The following is a 16,558-nucleotide window of genomic DNA, read 5'->3' as shown; positions in this document are numbered from 1 at the left end:
GGCGTTCACTGGTTCGCGGCGCGCCGCTGCCGATAGTGAATCTGCGCGGGCACGCGCAGCGACTCGGGCGCGGCCTTGCCTTCGAGCAGCGAGAACACGCAGCGCAGGCTGTGCTCGGCGAGTTGCCCGCTGTCCTGCACGATGGCGTCGATCTGCAACGGCAGGCAGTCGAGCAACTGATGATCGTCGAAGGTCATCAGGCGGCCCGGCGCCTGCGCGAGCCGGTGCGCTTCGTTAATAAACTCCAGCACGCCTTCCAGCAGCGTGATCGAGCCCGCGAACAGCGCCTCGGGATAGCGGCCGTGCGTCTCGAACCACGCCTTCATCAGCGCATAGCCCGACTCGCGCTGATAGTCGCGCTGGAACACCCAGTCGTCCTGTTCGGCCACGCCTTGCGTCGCGAGCGCGTGCCGGTAGCCCGCCAGACGGTCGCGGCTCGCCGACAGTTCGGGCTGGCCGCCGAAATACACCACTTCGCGCGCGCCCTTCGCGAGCGCTTCGCCCACCAGCGTCGCCACGGTTTCGGCCGCGTCGGTCACAACGTAAGGAATCGTGCTGGTTTCCACGCGGCGGTCGGCGAACACCAGCGGCAGACGCTTGACCCATTGCTCGTAGCGCGGCGCATCGGCCGTGCACGGCACCACCACCACGCCGTCCACCTGATGCGAAACCAGATGCGCGATGCCTTCGGTCTCGCGCACGGGGTCTTCGTCGCTCGTCACGATCACGAGCTGATAGCGATACTGCTCGCGGCACTGCGATTCGAGCGCCTGCGCGAGCGCGGCGTGCGCGGAGTTGGTCAGGTCGGGAATCACGAGGCCGAGCGTGTTGCTGCGCCGCGAACGCAGCGCGCGCGCCGACTGCGACGGCGTGAAATGATGATCCCGCGCCACCTGGAGCACGCGCTCGACGGTAGCCGCCGAAATGCGGTAACGCTCGGCGTTGCCGTTCAGCACCATGCTGGCCGTGGTGCGCGAGACTTCCGCAAGGCGGGCGATGTCGTCGATGGTCAGACGCTCGAACTGGGACACGCGGGCTTCCTGCTGGCTTGTGGGTGAAATCGATACGGCGGCGCGCTTTACAACGTCTGCGTGAAAAGCACCGGCGCGGCGCGCGTGAGAGAACGGCGTGAAAGATGCGCCCCGATCGTGTCGGGGCGCATGAGACGCAACGGGCGCGGGTCTTCGCGCCCGATGGTACTACGGAAAATTACTGCTTGTAGAGATTCAGCGGCACCGGAATGAACTTGTCGACCGGCTGGCCGTCGACGAGCTTCTTCGCGGTCTGCACGCCGTACTGGCCGATCAGTTCCGGCTGCTGCTGCACGGTCGCGGCCATCTGGCCGGCCTTCACGGCGGCGATCGCGTCGTCGGTGGCGTCGAAGCCCACCACGGCCACGTCCTTCAGGCCCGCCGCCTGCAGCGCCTTGACCGCGCCCAGCGCCATTTCGTCGTTCTGCGCGAACACGCCCTGGATGTCCTTGTTGCTCTGGATGATGTTTTCCATCACCGAGAGACCCTTCGCGCGGTCGAAGTCGGCCGGCTGCTTCGTGGCGATCTTCACGCCGCCCTTCGCGGCGATCTCGTCGTCGAAGCCCGCGCCGCGCTCGTTGGCCGCCGAGGAACCCGGAATGCCTTGCAGCTCGACGATATTGCCCTTGCCGCCCAGTTTCTCGACGAGGAAGTCGGCCGCCATCTTGCCGCCGGCCTTGTTGTCCGAGGCGATATGCGAGCTGACTTCAGCGCCGTTCACGCTACGGTCAAGCGAGATCACCTTGATGCCCTTGCTGGTCGCTTCCTTGACCACGTTCGCCACCGCCGACGAATCGGTCGGGTTGATCAGGATGACATTGACCTTCTTCTCGATCAGGTCTTCGACGCTCGCCTGCTGCTTCGCGGGGTCGTTCTGCGCATCGACGGTGATGAGGTTCACGCCGTCTTTCTTCGCTTCGTCCTCGGCGCCCTTTTTGAGCGAGACGAAGAACGGATTGTTCAGCGTGGAGATCGACAGACCGATCGTGACCGCGCCGCCCGAAGCGGGCGCCGCCGCCGATGCGCCGCTCGCGCCCGCGTCGGACGAACCCGACGAGCCCGGACCTTCCTTCGAGCAGGCCGCGAGGCCCAGCGCGAGCGAACCGGCGACGAGCGCCGCAAAGAGTTTCGAGAACGTCGGCGATTTCATGGTGGTGTTCGATTGCTGCATAGTCATCCTCCTCGTATTTATGTGTGGAGTTGCATCGATGGTGATTCGGTTAATCAGGATTGCTTTGCAATTACAACGCTGCGCTTACGACTTCTTGTTACCGCGATCGATCAGCACGGCGAGCAGGATCACGCCGCCCTTGATGACCTGCTGATAGAACGACGACACGTCGAGCAGATTCAGGCCGTTGTTCAGCACGCCGATCAGCAGCGCGCCCACGAGCGTGCCGAAGATCCAGCCGCGCCCGCCCGTGAGGCTCGTGCCGCCCAGCACCACGGCGGCGATCGCGTCGAGCTCGTAGCCCGTGCCCGCCGTCGGCTGCGCCGAGTTCAGGCGCGACGTAAGGACCACGCCCGCGAGCGCCGACATCACGCCCGAGATCGTGTACACCCACAGTTGAATGCGATCGACCTTCACGCCCGAGAGCTTGGCCGATTCCGCGTTGCCGCCGGTCGCGTAGACATGGCGGCCGAACACGGTCTTGCGCAGCAGCACCCAGAACACGCCGAACATCACGAGCATCAGCACGACGGGAATCGGAATCAGACGCGCGACATAACCGCCGCCGAGCAGCGAGAAGAAGTCGCTGTTGAAGCTGCTGATCGGGCTGCCGTTCGAGACCACCAGCGCGAGACCGCGCAACACCGTCATCGAGCCGAGCGTGGCGATGAACGGCGCCACCTTGCCCTTGCTGATGACGAGGCCGTTGGCGAGACCCATCAGGCCGCCCGCCGCGAGGCCCGCGACGGTCGCGACCAGCGCATTGGTGCCCGAACTGAGGAGCGTCGCGATGATCACCGACGACAGCGCCAGCACCGAGCCCGCCGAAAGATCGATGCCGCCGAGCAGAATCACGAGCGTCATGCCGAACGCGATCAGCGCGTTGATCGACGCCTGCCGCATCACGTTGAGCAGGTTGTCGACCGTGAGGAAGTCGCGGCTCACGATCGACAATGCGACCGCTATGATCAGCAGCGCGATAAAAGGTCCGAGCTTTTGCAGCGTCGCCTTGCTGCTGGGAGTCATCGTCAGTTGCGCCATGTCGAATCTCGCGAATGTGCTGTAGAGGTGCTGTGTTTGAAGTGCGCGGCCTGGACTCAGGCCGCCGCTTGCGGCGCGTCGTGCTGCGCCGCATGGCCGCCTGCCGCGGCCGTCATGATCTGTTCCTGGGTGGCGCTCGCCGCCTCGAAAATGCCGGCCTGACGACCCTGGTGCATCACGAGAATGCGGTCGCTCATCGCCAGCACCTCGGGCAGTTCGGACGACACCATCACGATCGCCACGCCCTGCTCCGCGAGCTGGTTGACGATCGTGTAGATCTCGGCCTTGCCGCCCACGTCCACGCCGCGCGTGGGTTCGTCGAGCAGCAGCACCTTGGGTGGCTTCGCGAGCCACTTGGCGAACACCACCTTCTGCTGGTTGCCGCCGGAGAGCGACTTCACGTCGAGTTCCGCGTCGCGCGTGCGCACGCGCAATTGCTTGATGAGGCCGTCGACCGCGCCGCGTTCGGCTTTGTCGTTGACGAAGCCGAGCTTCGCGTAACGGTCCAGATGCACGAGCGTCGCGTTCTCGCGCACCGACATGCCGAGCACGAGACCTTGCCGCTTGCGGTCTTCCGTGACGAAGCCGATGCCCGCCGCAATCGCGCTCGAGGCGTCGCGCACGTCGAGCGGCTTGCCGTCGAGCTTCACGGTGCCCGCACGCTTGCGGTTCGCGCCAAACAGCGTGCGCAGAATCTCGCTGCGGCCCGCGCCCATCAGCCCTGCGATGCCGAGCACTTCGCCCGCGCGCACCTCGAAGCTCACGCCTTCGATATGGCCGTCGTCGGCGAGATTCTCGACCTGCATGCGCACGTCGCCCGGCGTGTGATTGCGCTTGGGAAAACGCTCGCCGAGTTCGCGGCCCACCATCAGTCGCACGATCTCGTCGAAATTGGTGTCGGGAATCGCGCGCTCGCCCACGAAGTGGCCGTCGCGCAGCACGCTGATCTTGTCGCAGATACGGAAGATTTCTTCCATGCGGTGCGAGACGTAGACAATCGCCACGCCGCGCGCCTTCAGTTGCTGCATGATCTCGAACAGCGTGTCGATTTCGCGGTTCGTGAGCGCGGCGGTGGGCTCGTCCATGATCAGCACCTGCGCGTTCAGCGAGAGCGCCTTGGCGATTTCCACGAGCTGCTGCTGGCCGATCGACAGCGTGCCTGCCTCGGTTTGCGGATCGATGCGCTGCGCGCCGACCATGTCGAGCCACGTGCGCGCCTGCTTGCGCATCGCGGCGGTATCGACCATGCCGAAACGGCTCGGCTCGCGGCCGAGAAACAGGTTCTCCATCACCGTGAGCTGCGGAATCAGATTCAGCTCCTGGTGGATGATGGCGATGCCCGCGCGTTCGGCGTCCACGGTGCTGCGGATCTGCACGGCTTGACCGTCGATCAGCACGGCGCCCGCGTCGGCCTGATACACGCCGCTCAGAATCTTCATGAGCGTCGATTTACCGGCGCCGTTCTCGCCCATCAGCGCGTGAATCTCACCCGCCTCGATGTGGAAATCGACGCCTTCGAGCACCCGCACGGGGCCGAACGCCTTGCCGATGCCCTGCATCTTCACTTGCATCATCGACCTCCTAGAAGATCACGCCCGAATGCAGGATCACATTCGCGTAAGGGCTGCATTCGCCGGTGCGGATCACCGCTTTCGCTGCACGGCAGCGGCGCTTGAATTCTTCGTGCGGCACTTCTTCGATGACGACCTGCGCAGCAGCCAGCTCGCGCTCGCGTGCGACCACGGCGGCGTTATGCGTCTGCGCCTCGCTCGCGAACACCGCGCGCTCGGCCTTGAAGTCGGCGAGCACGCTGTCGAGCACGTCGAAGAAGCCCGGCACGCCGAGCGACATCGACAGGTCGATGCATTCGACGCCCTCGGGGATCGGCAGACCGCAATCGGCGATCACGAGGCTGTCGGTATGGCCCATGCCGGCCAGCACGCGCGCGATGTCGCGATTCAAATGTCCGTGTTTTTTCATCGCGTATTACGCCCGCTGTTTCAAGAGTGCTTCGAGTTCGGCGAGCGTGGGCATGCCGCCCTGCGCGCCCGCACGCGTGACGGAGAGCGCGCCCGCCGCGTTCGCGCGGCGCACGGCTTCACTCATGCCCAGATGCCAGAAGGCCGCCAGCGCGCCGTTGAAGGTGTCGCCTGCGCCGGTGCTGTCGACCGCTTCGACGGTGAAACCCGGCTGATGCGCGAGCGTGCCGTCGGCCTGCGTGAAGTACGCGCCTTCCTTGCCGTGCGTCATCGCAATGCGGCCCGGACGGCTTGCCAGCGTGCGCGCCCAGTCGGCTTCGGGCTGCTGCAGCGCGGTCGCGAGTTCGTGTTCGTTGGGCGTGAGCAGCGTGGCCAGTTCGACGAGTTCGTCGCTGAGCGCCACGGCGGGCGCGGGATTCAGGAAGAACGGCTTGCCGTGCTCGCGCGCGCGGCGCGCGGCGTGGATCACGGTCGCCATCGGCACTTCGAGTTGCGCGAGCACGACGTCGGCCTGTGCGAAGGCGTCGCTCGCCGCGTCGATATGCGCAGGCGTGAGTTCGTCATTCGCGCCCGGCACGACGATGATCGCGTTGTCGCCGCCCGACACCGTGATCGAGGCGATGCCGGTGGCCTCGCGGCCGGTGCTCACGTGGCGGATGTCCACGCCTTCGCGCGCGAGCGTTGCCTTCATCTCGTTGCCGAACGCGTCGTCGCCCACGCAACCGATCATCGTCACGTCGGCGCCCAGACGGGCCGCAGCCACCGCCTGGTTCGCGCCCTTGCCACCCGGATGCGTCGAGAAACGCGTGCCGAACAGCGTCTCGCCCAGGCGGGGAAACGTCTCGGTCGCGACGACCATGTCCATGTTGATACTGCCCACCACTACGACGCGCGCCATGGCACTCCTTTCGACGGCTTTCGGCGCGTTATCCGCGCCTGCGATTTTTCACCGTGCTAAAACGTAATCAGCTTGGGAGCGCATTTATAGCAGAGTTCTGGCGGACGAGAAATAGCCCCAGGGTAATACCGGATAGGTTGTCCGAAATGAGGGAACGGACGCGCGCAATATGGAGAAAAACTACATGATTTAAGTAGAAAAACTACGCGCGCTCGATGCAAATCGAACGCGCGCGAATACTGCTTTGATAATCTGGATTGCTGATTATTTTTCGATGTTTTCCAACACCCTTATTGCGGAATCAGACGACCGAGCGGCGCGAGCGGACCCACCGGCGTGAGATCGAACGTCATCAACCCGTTTTCGACCAGCGGCAGCGTGTCGAGCGAAGCCTTGGCCTCTTCCACGGTCGCGGCGTTCATCAGGAAGATCACGCCGGGCGTGTCGTGACGAAACCAGAACTGGTCGATCTTGCCGTCGAGATAGAGTTGAAGCGTGTGCGGCACTTCCTTCGGCATGATGCGTTGCTGCTCTTCATCGGTGAGCGGCTTGACGATCGTTCCGACTGCGAAAACCTTCATGGGAAATCTCCTGTATTCGAGCGTCGTTGCGACGTGCAACGGAGATCACTGTAGCGTTCCGGCCGGAAAAGCAGTATCGTCGCAAATGACAACTTTAGGGTCATTTACGCCATGCGCATCGCCGTGCTCGCCCTCGACGGACTCTTCGATACCGGACTCGCCGTGGTGCTCGACACGCTGCGGGCCGCCAACAATCTCGGCGCGCGCGTGACGGGCGGCGCGCCGCGTTTCGAGGTGAGCGTGGTGGGCGTGCGCAAGCGCGTGCGTTCGGGCCACGGCTTCACGATTCCGGTGCAGCCGATCACGGCCGACCTGAAGCCCGACTGGGCGGTCGTGCCCGCGCTCGCGGCCGTCACGCCCGAGACCCTGCTGCCGGCGCTTGCGCGCGCGGACGTGCGCGACGCCCAGGCGCAGTTGCGTGCGTGGCGCGATCAAGGCGTGTTCGTGGCGGCGTCGTGCATCGGCACCTTCGTGCTGGCCGAAGCGGGTTTGCTCGACGATCGCGACGCCACCACCACCTGGTCGCTCGCGCCGCTGTTCCGGCAGCGCTATCCGCGCGTGCGGCTCGACGAAACGCGCATGCTCGTGGCCACCGACGCGGGCGCGACGGCGGGCGCGGCGATGGGCCATCTCGACCTCGCGCTGTGGCTGATCCGCAAGCAGAGTCCCGAACTGGCGACGGTGGTGTCGCGTTATCTGCTCGCCGATATCCGCAGCTCGCAGGCGCCGTACATCATCCCCAATCATCTCGCGCAGGCCGACCCGCTGATTCAGCGCTTCGAGCAATGGTCGCGCACGCACCTCAAGCGCGGCTTCTCATTGCAGGAAGCCGCCGGCGCGCTGGCCACGAGCCCGCGTTCGCTGCAACGGCGTTGTCAGGAAGTGCTGGGGAAATCGCCGCTGGCGTACTTTCAGGATCTGCGCGTCGAGCGCGCGCAATCGCTGCTGCACGGCAGCGGTCTGGACATCGACGCGATTGCCGCCGAAGTGGGCTACGAAGATGGGGCGACGCTGCGCACGTTATTGCGTCAGCGTCTCGGGCGCGGCGTGCGCGATCTGCGCGCCGCGCTGCGTTGAATCGATACGAATAAAAGCGGCGGCGCCGTTTATACCGTCGATGGCGAATCAGCCTTCAACAGTTGCCGCCGACGAAGCGAGCGGCACGATCGACGGCAGCGCGCTCGCCATCACCTTGTCGCGGCCCGCGGCTTTCGCGCGATAGAGATTTTCGTCGGCAGCCCTAAGCGGATCGACAGCGAATTCATCGCCGAAATCGCTGGTGAACGCACCGATCGACACCGTCACGCGCTTCGCCTGCGTGCGCGCGCGAATGTCGAGACTGCGCACGGCCACGCGCATCGCTTCGCCAATCGCAATGGCCGCGTCGCGCGCGCAACCGGGCAACAGCACCACGAATTCTTCGCCGCCGTAGCGGCACACGGCGTCGTCCGTGCGCCGCAAACAGGCTTGCAGCGCATCGGCGATCAAACGCAGACAGACGTCGCCCGCACCGTGCCCGTAGGCGTCGTTGTATTGCTTGAAGTGATCGACGTCGACCATCAGCACCGAAAGCGGACTCGCGCGATGACGCGCGGAAAGATGTTCGCGCGCATACGCGGCGTCGAACCAGCCGCGGTTGTAGAGGCCCGTCAAGGCGTCGCGATTCGCTTTCTGTTCGAGATCCTCGTTCATCTTCGCGAGCCGCGAATAGAGCATCGCGATCTCGACCAGCAACGCGGCCAGCAATGCCGACGACGCGATCATCGACGCCCCGCGCGCGCCATACCAGCCGATCGTGTAGCGCGCCGAACCGGCGAGCGTGAGGACGACATCGGCGAAAAAGGCGAGCAGCGCAATCGTCAGCCAGATGTCGAGCACCGTGCGCAGACGGCCCGAGACGAGTTGCGCGATGAGGGCCGCCACGCTCACGAACACGACCAGCGCCGTGACGGGGCTGTGCTGAAGCGCGGCATACGAGCCGTCGCGGATCAGCGCGGGCAGCCAGTCGCTCGCGCGCACCGCGACGAGACAACCGAGCGCGCTGGCGCCGAGCGCGAGCCACACGAGCGAACGTGCGTGCGGAAGGCGCAGCGCCGCCTTCTTGCCCGCGAGACGGCGCAGCGTGAAGCCGATCAGCACGATCGCCGGAAAGCCGCCGTGCCAGAGCACCCAGACCCACACTGCCGTCTGCTTGCCGGCGCCCAGCAGGCCGGTAGGCGAGAACACGCCGGGGAAAATCAGCAATTGCACCGCGCAGGTCAGGCTGCTGAACGCGTAGGCCGCCGACAAGGCCGCGTCGAGCGGCGACTTGCCCATGCGGTAACGCACCCACATCAGCAGCGCAGTAATCGATTCGGTCACCACGACCGCCGTGCAAAAAACAGGCACGAAAGGCAGACACGCCGGCAAAGGCGTGGCCGCGCGCGGCAGAATCGCCGCGACCAGCAGTCCGATGCACAGCGCCATGCCCACGGCAATCCAGCGATGCAGGCGCGTCGGACGCCGAGAAGTGATCAACTTATTCATTCTTTTTACAAACGGCTTGCGAAAGGAAGCGCGGCGCAGGTCTTGATTCGACACCTGGATAACGACCGCCGCACCGCGCACCTTTAACACGAATACGGCGTATTCGCGATCAGTTTCGTACCGGCTCTACGCTTTCTTCGATGAGCGGCCAGACCAGCGCCTCGAATTGCGCGCGCGGCACCGGCGCCGAATAATAAAAACCCTGCGCGAAATCGCAGCCCACGGCCTTGAGAAAATCGCGCTGCTCGGCGGTTTCCACGCCTTCCGCGATGACCTGCAGCCCGAGTTTGTGCGCGAGCACGACCATGGCTTCGCAGAGCGCCTGATTGTCTTCGTTGACGCTGAGATCCTGAACGAACGAACGGTCGATTTTCAGGTAATCGATATCGAAACGCTGCAAATACGCGAGCGACGAATAGCCGGTGCCGAAGTCGTCGATCGAAATCCCGATGCCCGCGCGCCGGAAACTTACGAGTTTCTCGTCGATTTTCGATTCGGCCTGCAACAGCAAACCTTCGGTGATTTCCACCACGACGCTCTGCCCCGGCACGCCTTCAATCGCGAGATATTCAGACCAGCGCGAGCACACGAGACTGTCCTGGCGCACCTGAACCGGCGACATGTTCACGCCAATCTGGAAACACGACTGATATTGATCGCGCCATTGGCGAACCTGCTGCACCGCTTGCCGGAATACCCAGTCGCCAATCGGCACGATCAGCCCGGTATCTTCCGCCAACGGAATGAAATCGAGCGGACTGATCATGCCGCGCTCCGGATGCAGCCAGCGCAGCAGCGCTTCCGCCTTGCAAATCTTCCCGGTCGCAAGATCGACAATCGGCTGATAAAACACCTGAAACTGATTGCCCGGCAGCGCGACGCGCAAATCATTGGTGAGCCGCAGTCGCTTTTCGGCTTCCACCTGCATGTCGGGCGTGAAATAGCTGAAACGATTGCGGCCCGCGCTCTTTGCGGCGTACATCGCCTGATCGGCGTTCTTGAACAGCACATCGAGTTCGCGCGCGTCGTCCGGATAAAACGTCACGCCGATACTCGCGGAAATAAAGACTTCGTCGGCGCCCAGTTTGAACGGCTCGGCAAGCTGCGCAATGATGGCTTTCGCCATGCGCTCGACGCTGTCGGGATCGTCGAAATTCGGCAGAATGACGGTGAATTCGTCGCCGCCCAGACGCGCTACCGTGTCGATGTCGCGCACGCAATCGCCAATGCGCTTGCCCGCTTCGATCAGCAATACGTCGCCCCTGTCGTGGCCGAGCGAATCGTTCACTTCCTTGAAGCGGTCGAGATCGATCAGCATGAGCGCGATGCGCTGCCCCGAATGGCGCGAATGCATCGCTTCGCGGTCGAGTCGATCGAGAAACATCTGACGATTGGGCAGGCCGGTCAATGCGTCAAAATTCGCCTGTTTCCAGATGGTGGCCTCGAACGCCATACGGTCGGACAGATCGCGGCCCACGGCCAGCACGGAATTCACCACGCCCGCACGATCGATTTCCGGCGTAATGCGAATATGCGTGCATTGCTCCTCGCCGTCCTTGCCGACCCAGCGCAGTTCGAATTGCGCACTTTTACCGCTCGCAAACACCTCGCCGATTTTCTTTTCGTAGACCAGCGCGTTGGGGCCGCCCGGCAACTCCGAAGGCCGCTTGCCGAGCGAGTCGGTCAGCGTGCATCCGGCCGACGCGCAAAATGCCGGATTGGCGTAAATGCGCCGCGCCTCGCGGTCGTAGCGCGTGATCGTATCGGGCGAATTCTCGATCAGCGTGCGCGACTCGCGTTCGCGTGTGACGAGCTCCGCCGTGCGATCCGCCACGGTCTGCTCAAGCGACGCATTGATTTCGTTGATCTTCTGAATCTTCTGCTGAATCGCGTCGTGCATGCGTTCGAAACGCAGCGCGAGGCGCCCGAGTTCGTCCTGGCCGCCGGCCTTATCGCTCGCGTGCAGCGTGTCGTCCACATTCGCGCCCACGTCGTCGCCGGAGTCGTGCATCTTGCGCACCAATTGACGCAACGGCGCGGAAATACTGTGCGAAATGAAATACGCCAGAAAGATCGACAGCAGGAAACCCGAAATACCGACGAGCACGATCTGGTTGCGCACGGTCTGCGCCTCGACAGTCAGCTTTTTCTCCGCGATCGTGCTGACCACATACCATGTCGTGCCGGGGACTTTGGAAAACGCCGCCAGATAGCGGCCGCCGTGTTTCGTCGCCAGCATCACGACGCTGCTGGTCTCGCCCGATTGCGCGCTACGCGCGATGGTTTCGGCCAGCGCGGCATCGGGCGCGGCGTCGGCATTCGCGGACGCGTTATCGGCGCGCAGAATGATCTTGTTGTTGCTGGCGTCGAAGATATCGATTTCGGTGCCGCTGCCGGTGGCCACGTCGTTGAAGATCGTCGAGAAATACTCGGGCCGCACAATCAACACCAGATTGCCGATCTTCTGGTTATTGGTCTTGTCGAAAATGACGCGCACCATGCCCAGATTCTGTTGCCCGACACCGTTGTCGTAACTGCCCCAGTATGTGCGCTCATTCACGCCCTGCGCCTGCACGACAAGATTCGTCACGCCTTGCGTGAGCTGCGCGAACGCCTGCGTATCCAGCACCTGGTTGTTGCGGTCGAGCAGATACTTTTGATTGATGTAATCGACCGAACCGTAATGGTCCAGCAACAGCCGCGTCATAGCCTGACGCGCCTCGCTCTGTTCCTTGAGGCGGCCACTCGAAGCGCGCGCCAGCGCACCCTGCACGCGATCGGACAGCACGAGCAGATTGCTTTCCGTTTCGATCTGCTGCATGCGAAGCTGGATATTGCGCGAGACCTGTTTGACCACTTCCTTCGAAAAGATCTCGGCATTCTCCTTGATGGCCGCAATCGATTTCACATAGGAAATGCAGCCCGACACGAAAATGGGCAGCAGCGACAACAGGATGAATGCCGCAATCAAGCGATAGCGAATTTCGACCCGTCGCAACAAATCCTGAGAGAGATAGTCGAAAGCGCGTCGTAGCGAAACGGGGATGGCGTTCATTTGTAGTGCATCTTCGCTTCGTTTTTTACCGACGCATCGAGGCGCTGCGCGGCCTGCCTCGGCGTCATTTTCTTGAGCAGCACGTCCTGCATCAGTTCATGCAGCAATTCGATCGTGTTCGACGGCAACGTCGAGTAATACGGACTCGCCGTCACAGCGTAGCGGCTCACGGCATTCGTGTAATCGACAATTTCCGGATCGCTCACCGCTGTGCCCGCGCCGTGCTGAAACGGCGAAATGTTATGACGCTTCGCCTGCAGAACCGAAAAGCCCTTCGCGGCGATGAATTCGAGGAAACGCATGGCGGCCGCCTTATTGCGCGTTTCGCAAACGGCGAAACCCGTTTCGCTGCCGAGCACCGGCACGACTTTCTCGCCGCGCGCGTTCCATGGCGGAATAAACAGGCCAACGGGAAATGCGTTCCCGTGCAGCATGGGGCCGGCGGCCCAATTCCCCTGAAATGCCATGGCGACCTTGCCTTCCTTGAAAAGCCGCATGCCTTCGTCGTAACCCGTCGACATGTAATCCGGCTGTACATAACCGCGCGCGGGAATCAGCGCCATCTTTGTGAAGATATCGGCGACTTCAGGCGTATTCAGATCGAGCGAACCGTCGGCCATCTTGTTGCGCCAATCGGGCTCGCGCGCGACGACATTATTCGCGAAGCCCGAACTGAACGGCCCATTGCCGAGCATGTTGGGAAAGCCGCCATTCCAGACGACAGGCGTCAATCCCGCGCGCTTGAGTTTCGCACAGTCCTGCAGAAATTCGTCGAAATTCGCGGGCGGTGCAGTGATGCCGGCTTTAGCGAACATATCGCGGTTGTAGTAAATCATCGTGGTCGCGACGCCGCCGGAAATGCCAAAGCCTTTACCGCGATGACTCGTCCAGTCGCGCTTGAGCGGTTCGAGCATGCTCTGCCATGCCGCTGTGTGGCTGAGGTCGGCGAGAATGCCCTGATCGGCCAGTTCGGCCGCGTACGCGTTGGGATTGACGCTCACGAGATCGGGCAAGGTGCCGGCCGCGATGCGCGGCTTGATGTTCTCCTCCACCGAATTGCCGACCATGAACTGAACGTCGACGTGCACGTCCGGATTCTGTTTGCTGAAATCGGAGGCGATGCGCAGCATCTCTTCGGGCCAGTCCGGCGCCCAGACGAGCGCGGTGATGCTGGTGCGCGCTGGGGCCGACGTGGCGACCGACGCTGCATCGCGCGAGTGACAGGCGCCCAGAAACATCGTGCAGATCAAACCGGACAGCAGGCAGGCAAACTTGATTCGTCGCACGTCATGCTCGCTTTCGAGTTCGAATTGAACCGCCGTGGCGCGGCAAGCGTGTGGACGACACGGCCCGCCCCTCGATCGGCGCGCCAGACAGCGTTGCCTTCAAATGGCATACGGATTCAGCCGGACGCTGGATAACCGTATCTGCATATCGGCAGGTTGGGTGAAAGCTTTAGTGGGGGCTCGGTTGATTGAGCGGAGCGTGGAGTTCGAGCGCTCGTGCGGTGAGGGTAAGGCGAGGTAAGTATTGCTGAGGGCGTTGATGTAAACGTTTGCTTTCTTTTCAGAAACTTTTTACTAGCGGGATTTAAAGCTAAGGTACTCGTGGATACGGTGAATGTGCGAGTGGTCTCCTAACAAGGGGAACCGTCCAACGGGCCGCTTCATCAGCAGCCCGCAGTTATCCGGACTATGAAGTGATGCACCTATACATCAAGGGGAGATTCGCGCGGCCACCCGTCATCCGACCATCTAGAATCGGCGAATCTGCTTTATCCCTTAGACGTGACATCACCTCGTCCTCTCCGCTCTACTACGATACTTGAAGACCGTTCAAAAACTGGTCAAATGAATTACAGACGAAAAAGATATCCTTAGTATCCGCAGTAATTTGAAGCACTGCACCGCAATCATTACACGTCGTCGCGATATAAAAAATATTACTCCCTTGATCATATGCAAACGGGATAGCATCCGACAATCCGAAATCTTCGGCCAAATCCTTTTTCATCATTTCGATCGTCAGCGCACCATATTTCAGCGGAAAGAAGCCGTGAAATGGGAATACATGATCCAGACCAACGACCCTCTCCACATCTACCGGGTATCCGCCATTATGGCCAAGATAATGACGCTTGAACGCTTCCGGCAAACGAATTTTGGTGACGTGTTCGAAAGCGTCGAGGTCGTTTGCCGACAAACTCTGTTCTGTGTCTTCGTAGCGCATTCTTATCTCCTGCACGGGTGTGAGTATTTTTGACCGGTCGCGGCTTGGTACTGGCTAACCCCTCCCACATGAGGAATGCCATTATGCGCCTCTTGCTTTACGAGTTGCATTGTCCCAGTGTTGTCCTCAGGGTTGTAGTCGTCAACGTGATGCCACACGTAACCACGTGGGGTCGTTTTTTGCCCCAACGCAGCCATCGACGCATTTTGAAAATCAGTCTCGTAATCGCCGGTGTACGTGATAGCCAGGATCGGATTCGCACCATTTTTATTGTACAGCGCGTTGCTATTGGAATAGTCAAGGCCGCCGTTTTCGTTCCGCGACACGCCACTGAATCCGCGATCTGCAAGCTTCTGGAGGGGGCAAGTCGCGAGCCCCAACGGATCAATCCACTGCACCGCATTCGGCGCATACTGATAGACGTTGATTCCACCCGCCAACCCAATCGGATCCTTGCTAACAAACCGCCCAGTGGCCGGATCATAATACCGATACCGATTGTAATGCAGCCCCGTCTCTTCATCGACGAACTGCCCCTGGAACCTCAGCGGATTCTTCACTGCCTCGCCGCCGCTCACAGCAGACGCACGCTCGATCACTTCCGGCGCTTCGCCCCAGGCCTTATACGTCGCTTCCCACACCACCTCGCCGGCTTCATCCGTCATCATCAACGGCGTGCCAATCTGATCGCAGTGATAGAACATCATGCGCGCATCGACATTCGCTACCGGCACACGCTGTAACGGATCATCCTCCGGCGTATACCGATCGCCCGCACGACGCACCGGCGTCTCGATCCCGGCAACCGGCGCGGCCACATACTGCGCCATCGGCACGAAACTCCGCGCCTCGTAGACATAATGCGTGCTTCGCTCGTCGGTTGATTCGTATGCCAGCGCTTCGCCGTCCCAACCGAACACCGTCTCCACGCCGTCCACGACTTTCGCAATACGTCGCCCAAACGGATCGTAGAAATAACTCGACACGCTATGCCGCGACGGCGCATCGACACTCGCGCCACTCAAGCGGTCATACGCATCCCACTCGAACCGCCGCGTGCCAGCCGACGAACGCTTCTGCACAAGATTGCCCTGCGCGTCGTAATCGAAGTGCGTGCCCGCATATTCCCTGAGCAGATTGCCCAACACCTTCGGCACCGAAGCCGGCAGCGTGCTTTCGCTGCGCGCGGCAAACGAATAGCCGGGTGCACGATCAGGCTGCACAGGATCGACGATATTGCTCGCAGGATCGAACGCAAAGCGCTCCTTGCCGCCCGGCCCGATCGCTTCCAGCAAACGCCCCACCGGATCGTAACGATAATCCGTCACGCCCTTGCGGCTGTCCTCGATCTGCGTGAGTTCTCCCGCCGTGTCATAGCGATAGCGCCGCGCGCTCAACGGCGCAGGCGCTTTCTCGCGTTGCACCGTCTGCCTTTCGATACGTCCCGCCGGGTCATAAAGCGTGCTCTGACCAATACGGCTCGACAGCGTACGGCGAATCTCGCGATGCAAGTCGTCGCGCTCGATTTCCAGGCGCTCTTCGCCATCCACGAGCAGTCCGTGCACGTGTCCCGAGCCATACATCAGCCAGTCGATCGCATGACCATCCGGGCGCACCGTGCGCGTGCGATTCCCCAGTTCGTCATAGCTGTGATGCCAGACGTAACTGCGCGACACGCCGAACACGTCGTACGCGTGATGCTCGCGCACGAGATTGCCCACCGGATCGAAGAAACGTTGAATGCGGCTATAGCGATTGCTCGCGTCGATCAAGCGGCGCGCCAAACAGGAGCGCCTTCAGGCTGCTTACGCAAATAGCCGCATACTGAAAACTGACTTGATATATCGGTAGGCCAGGAAAGAACTTCGACAAGAAATGCCGCTGAGAAAATTGATTCCGATTTCGTATTAATTGACGGTCGATCGCCCTCCGAAGGCCCGAACATGAGGCCCGTCGGCGGATGCATGGTCGGCGAGCCAACGGGCATTGCCGTCTGACTATGTTTTCGGCAGACTCCGCTTGAGCCGGCCGCCGCTACCTTGCTCAG

At 62.1% G+C, this 16,558-nt stretch carries 12 protein-coding genes and 1 pseudogene; 1 reads left to right on the top strand and 12 read right to left on the bottom strand.

The genetic code is table 11. The annotated features are described in order from the left end of the window. Nucleotides 1-5: 5 nt before the first annotated feature. The 7 genes from BMY06_RS05835 to BMY06_RS05805 all read right to left on the bottom strand — a co-directional run bounded on the left by BMY06_RS05835 (nt 6) and on the right by BMY06_RS05805 (nt 6,701). Nucleotides 6-1,031, bottom strand: a complete 1,026-nt coding sequence (locus BMY06_RS05835) for a substrate-binding domain-containing protein (RefSeq protein ID WP_074981991.1) — start codon at nt 1,029-1,031, stop codon at nt 6-8. 178 nt (nt 1,032-1,209) lie between these two features. Next, nucleotides 1,210-2,202, bottom strand: a complete 993-nt coding sequence (gene rbsB, locus BMY06_RS05830; RefSeq protein WP_065060870.1) for a ribose ABC transporter substrate-binding protein RbsB — start codon at nt 2,200-2,202, stop codon at nt 1,210-1,212. An 84-nt stretch (nt 2,203-2,286) separates the two neighbouring features. Then, nucleotides 2,287-3,228, bottom strand: a complete 942-nt coding sequence (locus BMY06_RS05825) for an ABC transporter permease (RefSeq protein WP_301947693.1) — start codon at nt 3,226-3,228, stop codon at nt 2,287-2,289. A gap of 71 nt (nt 3,229-3,299) precedes the next feature. Further along, on the bottom strand, nt 3,300-4,817 hold the full coding sequence (locus BMY06_RS05820) for a sugar ABC transporter ATP-binding protein (protein WP_301947692.1): 1,518 nt from the start codon (nt 4,815-4,817) through the stop codon (nt 3,300-3,302). 7 nt (nt 4,818-4,824) lie between these two features. Further along, the gene (gene rbsD / locus BMY06_RS05815) at nt 4,825-5,223 is read right to left on the bottom strand and encodes a D-ribose pyranase (protein WP_065060872.1); all 399 of its coding nucleotides are present in this window, start codon (nt 5,221-5,223) and stop codon (nt 4,825-4,827) included. Nucleotides 5,224-5,229: 6 nt separating this feature from the next. After that, nucleotides 5,230-6,120: a ribokinase gene (gene rbsK / locus BMY06_RS05810; RefSeq protein ID WP_074981987.1), complete on the bottom strand. Its 891-nt coding sequence runs from the start codon at nt 6,118-6,120 to the stop codon at nt 5,230-5,232. Nucleotides 6,121-6,410: 290 nt separating this feature from the next. After that, nucleotides 6,411-6,701 (bottom strand): hypothetical protein, encoded by a 291-nt coding sequence (locus BMY06_RS05805; protein WP_065060874.1) that lies wholly within the window; start codon nt 6,699-6,701, stop codon nt 6,411-6,413. A gap of 111 nt (nt 6,702-6,812) precedes the next feature. Between BMY06_RS05805 and BMY06_RS05800 the strand changes: the two genes are divergently transcribed. After that, a complete protein-coding gene (locus tag BMY06_RS05800) occupies nt 6,813-7,778 on the top strand; it encodes a GlxA family transcriptional regulator (protein WP_074981986.1) in 966 nt (321 codons plus the stop codon). Nucleotides 7,779-7,826: 48 nt separating this feature from the next. Here the strand turns inward: BMY06_RS05800 and BMY06_RS05795 are convergent, their stop codons facing one another. The 5 genes and pseudogenes from BMY06_RS05795 to BMY06_RS05775 form a co-directional block, all read right to left on the bottom strand. Then, nucleotides 7,827-9,227 carry a sensor domain-containing diguanylate cyclase gene (locus BMY06_RS05795; protein WP_065060876.1) on the bottom strand — a complete coding sequence of 467 codons (1,401 nt, stop codon included), beginning with the start codon at nt 9,225-9,227 and terminating at the stop codon, nt 7,827-7,829. A gap of 109 nt (nt 9,228-9,336) precedes the next feature. Beyond that, on the bottom strand, nt 9,337-12,282 hold the full coding sequence (locus BMY06_RS05790; RefSeq protein ID WP_074981983.1) for a bifunctional diguanylate cyclase/phosphodiesterase: 2,946 nt from the start codon (nt 12,280-12,282) through the stop codon (nt 9,337-9,339). Next, on the bottom strand, nt 12,279-13,520 hold the full coding sequence (locus BMY06_RS05785; RefSeq protein WP_074982205.1) for an ABC transporter substrate-binding protein: 1,242 nt from the start codon (nt 13,518-13,520) through the stop codon (nt 12,279-12,281). The genes BMY06_RS05790 and BMY06_RS05785 overlap by 4 nt, the downstream gene beginning before the upstream one ends. A gap of 577 nt (nt 13,521-14,097) precedes the next feature. Continuing rightward, complete coding sequence (locus BMY06_RS05780) at nt 14,098-14,511, bottom strand: SMI1/KNR4 family protein (protein ID WP_074981980.1); 414 nt, start codon at nt 14,509-14,511, stop codon at nt 14,098-14,100. 2 nt (nt 14,512-14,513) lie between these two features. Continuing rightward, a pseudogene (locus BMY06_RS05775) lies at nt 14,514-16,286 on the bottom strand (HNH endonuclease signature motif containing protein); the annotation flags it as partial. Nucleotides 16,287-16,558: the final 272 nt, after the last annotated feature.

Source organism: Paraburkholderia tropica (assembly GCF_900109265.1).
Taxonomy (GTDB): domain Bacteria; phylum Pseudomonadota; class Gammaproteobacteria; order Burkholderiales; family Burkholderiaceae; genus Paraburkholderia; species Paraburkholderia tropica.
Note: the sequence above shows the minus strand (reverse complement) of the source record. Positions and strands in the feature narration are given on the sequence as shown.

Excerpts from the sequence above, each read along its gene's own strand:
- rbsD (WP_065060872.1), bottom strand. The coding sequence starts at position 5,223 with ATGAAAAAACACGGACATTTGAATCGCGACATCGCGCGCGTGCTGGCC.
- rbsB (WP_065060870.1), bottom strand. The coding sequence starts at position 2,202 with ATGCAGCAATCGAACACCACCATGAAATCGCCGACGTTCTCGAAACTC.
- BMY06_RS05800 (WP_074981986.1), top strand. The coding sequence starts at position 6,813 with ATGCGCATCGCCGTGCTCGCCCTCGACGGACTCTTCGATACCGGACTC.
- BMY06_RS05785 (WP_074982205.1), bottom strand. The coding sequence starts at position 13,520 with ATGTTTCTGGGCGCCTGTCACTCGCGCGATGCAGCGTCGGTCGCCACG.
- BMY06_RS05795 (WP_065060876.1), bottom strand. The coding sequence starts at position 9,227 with ATGAATAAGTTGATCACTTCTCGGCGTCCGACGCGCCTGCATCGCTGG.
- BMY06_RS05820 (WP_301947692.1), bottom strand. The coding sequence starts at position 4,817 with ATGATGCAAGTGAAGATGCAGGGCATCGGCAAGGCGTTCGGCCCCGTG.
- BMY06_RS05780 (WP_074981980.1), bottom strand. The coding sequence starts at position 14,511 with ATGCGCTACGAAGACACAGAACAGAGTTTGTCGGCAAACGACCTCGAC.
- rbsK (WP_074981987.1), bottom strand. The coding sequence starts at position 6,120 with ATGGCGCGCGTCGTAGTGGTGGGCAGTATCAACATGGACATGGTCGTC.
- BMY06_RS05790 (WP_074981983.1), bottom strand. The coding sequence starts at position 12,282 with ATGAACGCCATCCCCGTTTCGCTACGACGCGCTTTCGACTATCTCTCT.
- BMY06_RS05805 (WP_065060874.1), bottom strand. The coding sequence starts at position 6,701 with ATGAAGGTTTTCGCAGTCGGAACGATCGTCAAGCCGCTCACCGATGAA.
- BMY06_RS05825 (WP_301947693.1), bottom strand. The coding sequence starts at position 3,228 with ATGACTCCCAGCAGCAAGGCGACGCTGCAAAAGCTCGGACCTTTTATC.